The sequence below is a fragment of the Pseudoalteromonas sp. MB41 genome (assembly GCF_020966275.1).
Classification (GTDB): Bacteria; Pseudomonadota; Gammaproteobacteria; order Enterobacterales; family Alteromonadaceae; genus Pseudoalteromonas; species Pseudoalteromonas lipolytica.
This window is the reverse complement of the sequence record NZ_JAJJZF010000013.1, coordinates 21808-33156: the sequence shown is the minus strand read 5'-3', so window position 1 is coordinate 33156 and position 11349 is coordinate 21808. Positions and strand designations below refer to the sequence as shown.

Below are 11349 nucleotides of genomic sequence, written 5' to 3'. Positions count from 1 at the left end.
GCTTAAAGTACTCCTGCTTTTAAAAGGTCTTGCATGTTAAGCGCGCCAATGGGGGTGTTGCTTTTGTCGATTACAATCAAACCATTAATACGTTTACGTTCCATAATATTAAGCGCTTCTGCGGCCAGCATATCAGCGTGTGCAGTTGTGCATGAGCGAGTCATTACTTGGCTAATTGCGGTGCTGTGAATATCAACTCGTTGCTCTAAAATACGACGTAAATCACCATCAGTAAAAAGTCCCGATAGTGTGTTGTCATCACCAACAATTGCAGTCATACCGAGGCCTTTAGCCGACATTTCAATTAATGCATCTTTGATACTTTGCGATTCATTAACAATGGGAGTGGCCTCACCTGCGTGCATAACATCACTAAGACAAAGTAATAAACGTTTTCCTAAGCTTCCGCCCGGGTGAGAAAGTGCAAAATCGTCTGCTGTAAAGCCTCTTGTCTCAAGCAGTGCTACAGCCATTGCATCGCCCATGACTAGCGTTGCCGTTGTGCTGGCTGTTGGCGCAAGGCCTAGTGGGCACGCTTCTTTGCTTACTTTAATACACACATGTACGTCAGAAAGCGTGGCCATTGTTGAGTCTGGGTTACCTGTTAGCGAAATCATTTTTGCGCCAATGCGCTTAATGACAGGAATAATACTGACAACTTCGCTCGTTTCCCCTGAATTTGAAATGCACATAACCACGTCATCACGGGTAATCATACCAAGGTCACCGTGGCTTGCTTCACCTGGGTGAACAAAAAATGCAGGTGTTCCTGTGCTGGCGAGTGTGGCAGCAATTTTATTACCTACGTGGCCTGACTTGCCCATGCCAATAACGATAATTCGCCCAGTACATTGGAACATTAATTGACAGGCATTATTGAAATGCTGGTCAATGTATTGATCAATTTCTTTTAATGCTTGCGCTTCAATTTCGAGTACGCGCTTGCCTTGCGCGATAAAGCTATGTTGCGTCATTGATTATCCTATTTGGCTGAAAATATAGCCTTGATATGCAATAAATGCGACTAACAAAAAGCCACCTTCAATTCTATTGATACGACGTGTACCTTTTAAGTTCAATGACATGGCAATTAACACAATGGTGGCCGCTATCATAATAAGTGCATCGCGGTTAGCGGCTGATGGGTCGATAACCGATGGATTAATAATACCTGCCAGTGGCAGTACAGCCAGCAAATTAAAAATATTTGAGCCAACAATGTTGCCCAGTGCTAAATCGTCTTCATTTTTTAAGACACCTGCAATACAGGCAGCAAGCTCAGGTAAACTGGTACCAATAGCAATAATTGTTAAACCAATAACCAGATCAGAAAGACCAAAATATTTGGCAATATCAACCGCCGAACCCACTAGAAAGTGTGAGCTAATTGGTAGCAAAATCATGCCGACCACAAGCCATAATACAGCCGAACGCGTGCTGACATTATCGGGTACATCTTCACAGGCTTCACTAACAAAAGGGTCATCTTGATTTTTTGCTCGCAATGAAATGATCACTAACCCGGCAATAAATACGGCAAAAGCAAGTATTAAAGCAATCCCTTCGGCGAATGAAAAATAGTTGTCTGAAAATACATACCACGCGCCAATCGATACGATTAAAACAAGTGGCATTTCGCGTTTTAGCGTCATTGAAGAAACAGACAGAGGACGTAATAGGGCCGTGACTCCCAGTACAAGCAGAATGTTGGTAATATTAGAGCCAATAGCGTTTCCGACAGCGGTATCTGTTTTGTTTGCAAGTGCTGCAGATGCCGACACCATCATTTCAGGTGCTGATGACCCCATAGCCACAACCGTTAAACCGATAATTAGGGTGGGGATCCCCATATTTTTTGCCAGCGCGGCTGCCCCATAAACAAAACGATCGGCACTCCAAACGAGTGCTGCAAAACCAATAATTAAAATGACAAAAGAAGTCACCATTGTGATACGCCAATATTACTTAAACAGATGACTGCAAATAGTAACAAAACCGAACCTGAAAGTATAAGTAAAAGAATGAGCTGGCAATGATTAAGGGCGGTGTTGTTACAATCTTAATTTAAGCGGGGGTTAAGCCATACGTTATTAGTCTTAGATTCATTTGATAGTAAATATTACAAAATTTTACGATTTGTTTTTTCCATCTTGACTAAAAAACCCTTAAAATGGCAGAACTAGTGAAAAAAGTTATGGAGAGCGACTTGTCGCAATCAATAGTAGAAATCAAGGATGTAACCTTTTCACGGGGCGATAGAATCATATATAAAAATATGAGTTTTAACATTCCGAAAGGCAAAATAACCGCTATCATGGGACCCAGCGGCATTGGTAAAACCACCATGTTGCGTTTAATTGGCGGTCAACTTAAGCCTGATTCTGGTGACATTTTATTTGAGGGTAACAGTATTCCAAGCATGTCGCGCAAGGAGCTGTACGCTGCCCGAACCAAAATGAGTATGCTGTTTCAAAGCGGCGCTTTATTTACCGATATGTCTGTATTTGACAATATCGCTTTTCCTTTGCGTGAACATACTCAACTTAGTGAAGATCTTATTCGCCTTGTCGTGCTCATGAAATTACAAGCGGTTGGTTTGCGTGGTGCGCAAGACTTAATGCCTTCAGAGTTATCTGGAGGAATGGCACGCCGTGCGGCGTTAGCGCGCTCTATTGCGCTTGACCCCGAACTTATCATGTATGATGAGCCATTCGCTGGCCAAGACCCAATTTCAATGGGGGTGCTGGTTAAGTTGATAAAGTCATTAAACCAAGTGTTAGGTTTATCTTCATTAATTGTGACGCACGATGTGACAGAAGTACTCAGTATTGCTGATCATGTCATTATTATTGCTGATCAAGGCGTGATTGGTGAAGGCTCGCCTGAGCAAATGCTAAATCATCAATCAGAGCTCGTTCAGCAGTTCTTAAAAGGGTTGTCGGATGGTCCTGTCCCATTTCATTATCCTGCTCCTGCGTATGAAGAAGAGTTGTTAGGGGTACACCATGCTTGATCTATTACAGAGGTTAGGTCACAAAACGCTAGGGCGTTTTGCTGCGCTTGGTCGCTCTACGCAAATGCTGTTTGGCGCTTTGGTGAGTGTGCCAAACGTTAAAAAAGGCACGCCATTGCTGATCCGCCAGTTGTATATGGTCGGGTCACAGTCATTACTCATTATCATGGTATCTGGCTTATTTATCGGTATGGTGCTTGCGCTGCAAGGCTATACCGTATTAGTTGGCTATGGCGCCGAAGACAGTTTAGGTCCCTTAGTGGCGCTGAGTTTGCTTCGTGAGTTAGGGCCTGTTGTCACCGCTTTGTTATTTGCAGGTCGAGCAGGCAGTGCGCTGACCGCTGAAATTGGTTTAATGAAAGCCACAGAGCAATTATCAAGCTTAGAAATGATGGCGATAGACCCACTGAAACGCATTATTGCACCGCGTTTTTGGGCGGGCTTTATAAGCATGCCATTGTTGGCTCTTATTTTTTCTGCCGTCGCTATTATTGGGGCGCATTTAGTGGGGGTTGATTGGCTAGGTGTTGACTCAGGTAGTTTCTGGTCGATTATGCAATCGCAAGTGTCGTTTCAAGAAGACATTGTAAATGGCATGATTAAAAGTTTTGTTTTTGCCATGATTGTGACGTGGATTGCGCTTTACAAAGGCTATGACTGTATTCCTACTTCTGAGGGGATCAGCAAAGCGACAACAGAAACCGTTGTGCACTCGTCACTGGCAGTTTTAGGTTTTGACTTTATTTTAACAGCGGTAATGTTTACCAGCTAATTAGGGTATAAAGATGAATTCACGGAAATTAGAAATTTTAGTTGGCTTTTTTGTAGCCCTTGGTATTGCTGCGTTTGCTTTATTAGCATTTAAAGTGGCTAACGCTGGCATTAGTGGTAACGGTGAAACTTACCAATTGAATGCAAAGTTTGAAAATATTGGCTCTTTAAAAGCCCGTGCCCCAATTAAAGTCGGGGGCGTGGTGATTGGACGTGTTGAGTCTATTTCAATTCACCCAAAAGAGTTTGTGCCAGTGGTTAATATGGCCATTGACGCCAATTATTTATGTAAGTTTTCAGACACAACGTCTATCTCTATCTTAACATCAGGGATTTTGGGTGAGCAGTATTTGGGGATTAATCCTGTTATTGCACCGCAATCTGCTGAACAACGTTGTATGGGTGAAGATGTGACTGTGGATGAGCAAGATGCAGGATTGGATGATTTGTTCGGTGTTGAAAGTAGAGCGCTCGCCGATGGTGACTTTATTACCGATACAAAATCAGCGTTAGTATTAGAAGAGTTGATTGGTCAGTTCTTATTCAACCAGGGTGGTGAATAATTATGTTTAAGAAATTTTTAATCTGTTTGGCTGTGGTATTTGCGTTTAATGCACAGGCCGCTGAACCCGCGGTTGATTTAAAAGACCCTTATAAAATGGTGCGTAAAGTGTCTGACAACACTTTTGCAAGAATCACCAACGATCAACCACTAATAGAGAAAGACAAAGAGTATCTTCGTACTATTGTTGAAGAAGAGTTAATGCCCTACATTGATTACAAATACGCGGCATTGCGTGTATTGGGTAATCATGTCTCAAAAGTGCGTGCGATTGAAGATAAAGAAGAAAAAGCCAAAGCGATTAAAGAGCTTCAGCGCTTTATCGATGTATTTCAAAAATATTTGATTGCCACATACGCCGGTGTGTTTACTCAGTACACCAATCAAAGTGTCGAGTTTGCACCTGCACAGCCGTTTAAAGGCCAAGATGTTGTCGTTGTAAAAACGAAGATTGTTGAACCTGGTAAACCTGATATTAAAATCGATTTTAAAGTACGCGAAGACAGAGATGGAAATTGGCGTGCATACGATATGATTGCTGAGGGCATCAGTTTACTAGATGCTAAGCAAAGCGAAATGCAAGGTATCCTTCGCCAGCAAGGTATTGAGTATGTGAGTGACTTACTTGAGCAAAAGAGCCAGCTACCTGTTCAGTTTAGAGGCGAAGGTGGTGATGAGTAAAATATCGATTACTCAGCTTGAAGATAACCAGTTTCGAGTCAGTGGTGAACTGACTCGAAATTCAATCGGCCATGAACGCCTTCTTAACGCTAAGCCAGAATCTAAGCATAAAACATGGTATTTTGACCTTTCTGATGTATCGAGGGTTGACACAGCGGGCTTAGCTTGGTTAATTCACTCTTTCGCAGAATTAAAGCAGCAAGGTATTCGCCTTGAACTGCAAAATACACCTGAGCAATTGCAAAAGTTAATGCAGTTGGGGCAGGTCACAAACTTATTTGAGTGAGATTTATGGAAACAAGCCAAGTCGAAACGTTATTACGCGACGAACTAAAATTAGATGAAGTCATTGTTAAAGCAAATGGTAGCCACTATGAAGTGATTGCAGTGGGTGAGTGTTTTGACGGTTTAACTCGCGTTAAAAAACAGCAATTGGTGTATGCCCCGTTAATGTCAACTATCTCAGACGGTACAATTCATGCGGTGTCAATTAAAGCATTCACACCCACTGAATGGAAACGCGAACAAAAATTCATTTTACCTCAATAGTCGTAGGCTCCACTTATGGATCAATTCGTTATTCAAGGTGGTACCTCACTGGCAGGTGAAGTTACTATCTCTGGCGCTAAAAATGCCGCTCTTCCAATTCTTTTTGCTGCGCTTTTAGGGCAGGGTAAAAGTACTTTTAGCAATGTGCCTCGTTTACGCGATATTGGTACCACAGAGGCTTTATTAAAGACCTTAGGTGCTAATGTTGAATGGCAACAAGATACGCTGGTTATCGACGGTGCAACCGTTAATAAAACACTCGCTCCGTATGAGTTAGTAAAGCAAATGCGTGCGTCAGTGCTTGCACTTGGCCCGCTTGTGGCACGTTTTGGTGAAGCACAAGTATCGCTGCCTGGCGGCTGTGCGATAGGTGCACGTCCTGTTGATATCCATATCCAAGGCCTTGAGCGTATGGGGGCGGTTATCAAAGTAGAAAACGGCTATATTAACGCCAAAGTAGACGGTCGTTTGAAAGGCGCTGAAATTTTCATGGAAATGGTAAGTGTAGGGGCCACAGAAAATTTATTGATGGCAGCGACACTGGCTGATGGCAAAACGGTGCTTGAGAATGCAGCACGTGAGCCTGAAATCATGGACCTTGCTAACTGTTTAATTGCCATGGGGGCAAAGATAACCGGAGCAGGTACGAGCCGAATTGAAGTTGAAGGTGTCGAATCACTGTCAGGCTGCGAGTACCGTATTTTACCTGACCGTATCGAAACGGGCACTTTTTTGGTTGCTGCTGCGATGGCCGGTGGTGAAGTGCTTTGTAAAAACACCGATCACCATAGCCTTGACCCTGTTATTGAGAAACTGCGTGCGACAAATGCATTCGTAGAAGTAACCGATAACAGTATTTACTTAGATATGCGTGGCCGTGAATTAAAAGCGGTGAATATTAAGACCATGCCACATCCTGGCTTCCCAACAGACATGCAAGCACAATTTACCGCGCTTAATGTCGTAGCGAAGGGCAGTGCAACAATTACCGAAACGATATTTGAAAATCGTTTTATGCATGTCCCTGAGTTACAGCGTATGGGAGCCAATATCCGCTTAGAGGGCAACACGGCGATTTGTGGTGATACCGAAAGGTTATCGGGTGCACAAGTGATGGCAACGGATTTACGTGCGTCAGCCAGTCTTATACTGACGGGGATTGTGGCACAAGGTGAAACAATCGTTGATAGGATCTATCACGTTGACCGTGGTTATCAACGCATAGAAGATAAGCTCAGTGCATTGGGTGCTAATATTAAGCGTCGTTCGAGTTAAGAGCAGCACTGTTTGTTAAAAAAGGCCTATATTACATAGGCCTTTTTTATTGCTATAACTTGGTTTCGAGTTCTGCAACAGTGACCATTATTTTTAGAATCTTGCCATCACGGTACAGCTCAAATTCAATTTCTTTACCCGGCTCTGTATTGCCTATTTTCTCAAGCACTTGCTGTGGATTTGCAACCGATAATCCGGCAATTTTAATGACAATATCTTGCTCTTTTATACCCGCTTGCCATGCAGGACCAAGGGGATCTAGGTTATTAATACGCATACCCGTTACTGGAGTGTAGCTGTCGCTTACATCTTTTCCGGTGCTGTCCACAGCGGTTCCAGTAAAGCCTAGGTAACCACGGACGACACGGCCATGTTTAATTAGCTTTTCCATAATATCTTTTGCAAGAGAGTAGGGAACGGCAAAGAAGATACCTTGAATATCTAAGTTTTCACGGGTTTTAAATTGCGCTGATGTGATACCCACAAGGTCGCCTCGTGAGTTAACTAATGCTCCCCCTGAGTTCCCCACATTTATGGCCGCATCCATTTGTAATAGGTTATTGTAGGGGCTGTCGGTGATCTTTTGTTTGCCGGTGGCGCTAATAATCCCTTGGGTAATTGTTTGACCTAAATTGAGTGGGTTACCAATTGCGAGCACAACATCGCCTACTCGGGGCTTGAAGTTATCGTTGACGGGGATCACAGGTAAATGATCAGAATTTATTTTTAGGAGGGCTAAATCAGTTATGGTATCAAAACCAATTAGTTGAACGTCGTAAAAGCGACGGCCATCGGTTAAGATCACAATGATTTGGTCCGCATTATTGATTACATGGTAATTGGTTAATATGTAGCCATCTTGCGACATAATCACGCCAGATCCTAACTCTTGAATCGTGTTTTGACGTTTGTATCGCGGTTGGTTTGAAATGCTCTCAGAAAAGATGGTCACCACCGAAGGAGCGGCTCTTTGCACAGCGCTAGAAAAGCTCATATGCTCAGACGACATCGCGGCTGGTAAGTTTACATTAGGAAAAAGTGCGCTGCGTAAACTGGGGCTAAATAACACCACCAAAAAAGCAATCCCTAATCCGGTAAAAAGTGGCGGAAGAATAAATTTAAATAGTTTTAGCACAATATTCTTATTATCAGTGAGCAATCTCCTAATGATGGCACAAAAAAAATAACAGCGGCAAGCACCGCTGTTATTTTTTCATGATTTATCAATTAAGTTTACTGGATCAGAACAAAAACAAGCTCTCTGCCGCGTTTCACACCGAGTACGATGTTACCTTGCGTGTTTTCGATAATTTTATTCATGTCACGAATATTCTCAACACGTTGGCGGTTCACTTGCATGATCACGTCACCTTCTTCTAAGCCCACACGTGCGGCAGGTGAACGTGCTTCTACTGAGGCAACTTCAACACCTTTCCCATCGCTCTTTTGCGTGTTTTCAAGCGTTGCGCCTTGGAATGCAGGGTGTGTTTCTTCACCTGCTGAAACAGAAGTCGCGGCGCCATCAAGTGTGACATTTACTATTTTCACTTTGCCATCACGATAGATACCGAGCTTCACTTTTTTGCCTTCACCTAGGGTCGCAATTTTACTGCGTAGTTCGTGGAAGCCACTGATCTCAGTACCATCAACACTAATAATAACATCTCCGGCTTTTATGCCCGCTTTACTCGCTGCGGTGTCATCCATTACCTGCATGACATAGGCACCTTGCTTAACATCAAGCTTTTGCGCTTTTGCAAGCCCTGCATCCAACGGACGGCCTGAAATACCGAGTGAGCCGCGGCGTACTTCACCGTGTTCAATAATTTGATCAACAAGGTTTTTCATCATTGTTGATGGAATGGCAAAGCCAATTCCCACGTTACCGCCAGAGGCACCTAAAATTGCGGTGTTAATACCGATTAACTCGCCGTTTAGATTAACAAGCGCGCCTCCCGAGTTACCTTGGTTAATCGCAGCATCGGTTTGGATGAAATCTTCATAGCCCTCTATATTTAGACCACTGCGGCCAAGGGCACTTACGATCCCAGAGGTTACAGTGTGGCTTAAACCAAACGGGTTACCAATCGCGACAGCAAAATCACCGACGCGAAGCTTATCTGAATCTGCAATTTTTAAAGCGGTTAAATCCTCAGCATCGATTTGTAACAAGGCAATATCAGACTCTTTGTCACTGCCAATTTTTGTTGCTTCATACTCACGGCCATCTTCAAGCGTGACCACCATTTTTTCGGCATCTTCAACAACGTGATTATTGGTCACTACATAACCTTCATCGGCATCTATAATCACGCCAGAACCAAGACCACTAAATTGACGCTTTTGACTGCCCCCACGCGGCACACCAAAAAAGTCATCGAAAGGGGTTGCTCTACGGCGGACTTCTTTAGACCCTGATACTTGAATACTCACGACGCCTGGGGTGATCTGTTCAAGCATTGGTGCGAGCGTTGGCAGTTGTTGACCATTGACAGCCACCGGAAGTTTGGCCATTGAAATTGCAGGGGTTAACAATAAGCTAGTAGATAAAATAGCAGCACTAATAACAGATAATTTCATTTTCATAGTCTGGGTTTACTCCACTTCAGAGATAAAGCAAAAACTAAAAAGGGCTGCATAAGCAGCCCTTTTCTTCGTTTAGATATAAAGCTGTTATATCTAAAGACTATGGGGTCAAAAAAAAGTTCATCAAGAGGCTTTAGAATGTTCTGAAACTTTATTTGAACCAGCAAATAGACCTGTTTCACCTACTACATAGTCGGCAGGCTGCGCTTCTGCGTTTGAGCGATCGCTTTGGCGGTCTTGTAATGAATGTTGTAATTGCTCCGTGGTTTCTTTTGAAAAGAACGGCTCATTAGGGTGCTGCTTTTTATCTGTTAGGAGTAACTTATTTGTTTCTTCAACATGATTGAGCAATTGATCGTAGTTGTCTTTCATTTTTGAAACCAGTTTGCCAGTGCTCGCAAGGTGATCGGCAACGTCTTGACGATATTGTTCAAGTGCATTGTTGGCTTGTTCTACTTGATGCTCTAGCTCGTCTTGTTTAAATTGCTTTTTGGTTACAAATGCACCAATAAAGAATGCTGCGATTGCAACGATGATTAAAATACCTACCCAGGTAATTGTGCCCATAAATCCACCCCTTTGGGAAAAATAACTAAAACTTATGCCTTAAAAGCATTTATAGTCCAATCTTTATTAAAATATGCTTAATTTGATTGTGAAATCATACTGCGGGCTAATATACCCTGAGATACGATGCGTGTTAATATACTGTGCAAATTTAACTGTGTTTTATTGTAACGACCTATGACTCCTTGGCAGAAATACCAACAAGATTTACAACGTGAAGACTTCGTACATGATGCAGCGCAAGAAAATGCGGTTCGTCATTTGCAAAGACTCTATGATGACTTAACTGCTGACAAGCCAGCCGCCAAGGGATGGTTTGCCAAGCTCTTTTCTAAAGATAGCACGCCAGCTATAAAAGGGCTTTATTTTTGGGGCGGTGTTGGTAGAGGTAAGACCTATTTGGTTGATACATTTTACGAAGCATTGCCTACTGAGCGTAAAATGCGTGTGCACTTTCACCGGTTTATGCACCGTGTACATGATGAGCTTAAAAAGTTAAAAAACACCAGTAATCCACTGAACGTCGTTGCTGATATCTTTAAGTCGGAGACAGATATTATTTGTTTCGATGAGTTTTTTGTACAAGATATCACGGATGCAATGTTGCTAGGCGGCCTGATGGAAGCCTTGTTCGAGCGCGGTATTGTGCTTGTGGCAACGTCGAATATTGTTCCGGATGAGCTATATAGAAATGGCTTGCAGCGTGCGCGTTTCTTACCAGCAATTGAATTAGTAAAAGCAAATACTGAAATAGTAAATGTTGATTCAGGGGTTGATTACCGTTTACGGACCTTAGAGCAGGCCGAAATTTTTCATAGTCCGCTCGATGCGCAAGCAGACGCAAACTTATTTGAATACTTTGATAAGCTTTCACCTGAGCCCGGCATTTTAGATACCGCTATTGAAATAGAAGGGCGCATGATAAAAACCCGTAAAGTGTCTGATTGTATCGTGATGTTTGACTTTAGCGAGTTGTGTGAAACAGCCCGTAGTCAGGTCGACTATATGGAGATCAGCCGTTTATACAACACCGTCATACTCTCGAATGTAAAAGCATTAGGACAAGCAAATGACGATGCCGCACGTCGTTTTATTGCATTGGTTGATGAGTTTTACGAGCGCAATGTGACGCTTATTATTTCTGCAGAAAAACCGATCACTGAACTTTACAGTGAAGGTAACTTAAACTTTGAATTTAAGCGCTGTATTAGCCGATTACAAGAAATGCAGTCGCTCGAATATTTAGCGCGAGAGCATTTAGCATAGTCATTGTTGAGTTGTTTTTTGTGAGTTTTCAGAAATTAGCCACTTGAGATGACGCTTTCTTTATAAGTTGATAAAAAAG

The 11349-nt window shown here is 42.8% G+C and carries 13 protein-coding genes; 8 read left to right on the top strand and 5 right to left on the bottom strand.

Going from position 1 to position 11349, the window contains the following annotated elements; all coding sequences use genetic code 11:
* Nucleotides 1-2: 2 nt before the first annotated feature.
* Together LPA49_RS13275 and LPA49_RS13270 are read right to left on the bottom strand one after the other, a co-directional pair.
* The gene (locus LPA49_RS13275; protein ID WP_230236780.1) at nucleotides 3-974 is read right to left on the bottom strand and encodes a KpsF/GutQ family sugar-phosphate isomerase; all 972 of its coding nucleotides are present in this window, start codon (nucleotides 972-974) and stop codon (nucleotides 3-5) included.
* 3 nt (nucleotides 975-977) lie between these two features.
* Nucleotides 978-1946: a calcium/sodium antiporter gene (locus LPA49_RS13270; protein ID WP_230236778.1), complete on the bottom strand. Its 969-nt coding sequence runs from the start codon at nucleotides 1944-1946 to the stop codon at nucleotides 978-980.
* 248 nt (nucleotides 1947-2194) lie between these two features.
* Between LPA49_RS13270 and LPA49_RS13265 the strand changes: the two genes are divergently transcribed.
* The 7 genes from LPA49_RS13265 to murA are packed head-to-tail and all read left to right on the top strand — an operon-like array spanning nucleotide 2195 to nucleotide 6851.
* A complete protein-coding gene (locus tag LPA49_RS13265) occupies nucleotides 2195-3013 on the top strand; it encodes an ATP-binding cassette domain-containing protein (RefSeq protein ID WP_074989679.1) in 819 nt (272 codons plus the stop codon).
* A complete protein-coding gene (gene mlaE / locus LPA49_RS13260) occupies nucleotides 3006-3785 on the top strand; it encodes a lipid asymmetry maintenance ABC transporter permease subunit MlaE (RefSeq protein ID WP_036971298.1) in 780 nt (259 codons plus the stop codon). The genes LPA49_RS13265 and mlaE overlap by 8 nt, the downstream gene beginning before the upstream one ends.
* A 13-nt stretch (nucleotides 3786-3798) precedes the next feature.
* Nucleotides 3799-4347, top strand: a complete 549-nt coding sequence (gene mlaD, locus LPA49_RS13255) for an outer membrane lipid asymmetry maintenance protein MlaD (protein ID WP_036971296.1) — start codon at nucleotides 3799-3801, stop codon at nucleotides 4345-4347.
* A 2-nt stretch (nucleotides 4348-4349) separates the two neighbouring features.
* Nucleotides 4350-5027 (top strand): phospholipid-binding protein MlaC, encoded by a 678-nt coding sequence (locus LPA49_RS13250; RefSeq protein WP_230236775.1) that lies wholly within the window; start codon nucleotides 4350-4352, stop codon nucleotides 5025-5027.
* The gene (locus LPA49_RS13245) at nucleotides 5020-5313 is read left to right on the top strand and encodes a lipid asymmetry maintenance protein MlaB (protein WP_036971292.1); all 294 of its coding nucleotides are present in this window, start codon (nucleotides 5020-5022) and stop codon (nucleotides 5311-5313) included. The genes LPA49_RS13250 and LPA49_RS13245 overlap by 8 nt, the downstream gene beginning before the upstream one ends.
* Nucleotides 5314-5318: 5 nt before the next feature.
* Complete coding sequence (locus LPA49_RS13240; RefSeq protein WP_065978178.1) at nucleotides 5319-5576, top strand: BolA family protein; 258 nt, start codon at nucleotides 5319-5321, stop codon at nucleotides 5574-5576.
* Between the two features lie 15 nt (nucleotides 5577-5591).
* Nucleotides 5592-6851: a UDP-N-acetylglucosamine 1-carboxyvinyltransferase gene (murA, locus tag LPA49_RS13235; protein ID WP_230236772.1), complete on the top strand. Its 1260-nt coding sequence runs from the start codon at nucleotides 5592-5594 to the stop codon at nucleotides 6849-6851.
* Between the two features lie 52 nt (nucleotides 6852-6903).
* Here the strand turns inward: murA and LPA49_RS13230 are convergent, their stop codons facing one another.
* From LPA49_RS13230 to LPA49_RS13220, 3 genes are all read right to left on the bottom strand, one after another.
* Nucleotides 6904-7986 (bottom strand): trypsin-like peptidase domain-containing protein, encoded by a 1083-nt coding sequence (locus tag LPA49_RS13230; RefSeq protein ID WP_036971284.1) that lies wholly within the window; start codon nucleotides 7984-7986, stop codon nucleotides 6904-6906.
* A gap of 98 nt (nucleotides 7987-8084) precedes the next feature.
* The gene (locus tag LPA49_RS13225) at nucleotides 8085-9437 is read right to left on the bottom strand and encodes a Do family serine endopeptidase (RefSeq protein ID WP_074989677.1); all 1353 of its coding nucleotides are present in this window, start codon (nucleotides 9435-9437) and stop codon (nucleotides 8085-8087) included.
* Nucleotides 9438-9560: 123 nt separating this feature from the next.
* Nucleotides 9561-10004, bottom strand: a complete 444-nt coding sequence (locus LPA49_RS13220; RefSeq protein ID WP_036971279.1) for a YhcB family protein — start codon at nucleotides 10002-10004, stop codon at nucleotides 9561-9563.
* A gap of 177 nt (nucleotides 10005-10181) precedes the next feature.
* On the opposite strand from LPA49_RS13220, the gene zapE reads away from it, so the two are divergent.
* A complete protein-coding gene (gene zapE, locus LPA49_RS13215) occupies nucleotides 10182-11270 on the top strand; it encodes a cell division protein ZapE (protein WP_036971276.1) in 1089 nt (362 codons plus the stop codon).
* The last annotated feature ends 79 nt before the right edge of the window (nucleotides 11271-11349 follow it).

What these genes read in the sequence shown, in the direction of transcription:
- LPA49_RS13275 (WP_230236780.1), bottom strand. Translation starts at nt 974, where the DNA reads ATGACGCAACATAGCTTTATCGCGCAAGGCAAGCGCGTACTCGAAATT.
- LPA49_RS13270 (WP_230236778.1), bottom strand. Translation starts at nt 1,946, where the DNA reads ATGGTGACTTCTTTTGTCATTTTAATTATTGGTTTTGCAGCACTCGTT.
- LPA49_RS13265 (WP_074989679.1), top strand. Translation starts at nt 2,195, where the DNA reads ATGGAGAGCGACTTGTCGCAATCAATAGTAGAAATCAAGGATGTAACC.
- mlaE (WP_036971298.1), top strand. Translation starts at nt 3,006, where the DNA reads ATGCTTGATCTATTACAGAGGTTAGGTCACAAAACGCTAGGGCGTTTT.
- mlaD (WP_036971296.1), top strand. Translation starts at nt 3,799, where the DNA reads ATGAATTCACGGAAATTAGAAATTTTAGTTGGCTTTTTTGTAGCCCTT.
- LPA49_RS13250 (WP_230236775.1), top strand. Translation starts at nt 4,350, where the DNA reads ATGTTTAAGAAATTTTTAATCTGTTTGGCTGTGGTATTTGCGTTTAAT.
- LPA49_RS13245 (WP_036971292.1), top strand. Translation starts at nt 5,020, where the DNA reads ATGAGTAAAATATCGATTACTCAGCTTGAAGATAACCAGTTTCGAGTC.
- LPA49_RS13240 (WP_065978178.1), top strand. Translation starts at nt 5,319, where the DNA reads ATGGAAACAAGCCAAGTCGAAACGTTATTACGCGACGAACTAAAATTA.
- murA (WP_230236772.1), top strand. Translation starts at nt 5,592, where the DNA reads ATGGATCAATTCGTTATTCAAGGTGGTACCTCACTGGCAGGTGAAGTT.
- LPA49_RS13225 (WP_074989677.1), bottom strand. Translation starts at nt 9,437, where the DNA reads ATGAAAATGAAATTATCTGTTATTAGTGCTGCTATTTTATCTACTAGC.
- LPA49_RS13220 (WP_036971279.1), bottom strand. Translation starts at nt 10,004, where the DNA reads ATGGGCACAATTACCTGGGTAGGTATTTTAATCATCGTTGCAATCGCA.
- zapE (WP_036971276.1), top strand. Translation starts at nt 10,182, where the DNA reads ATGACTCCTTGGCAGAAATACCAACAAGATTTACAACGTGAAGACTTC.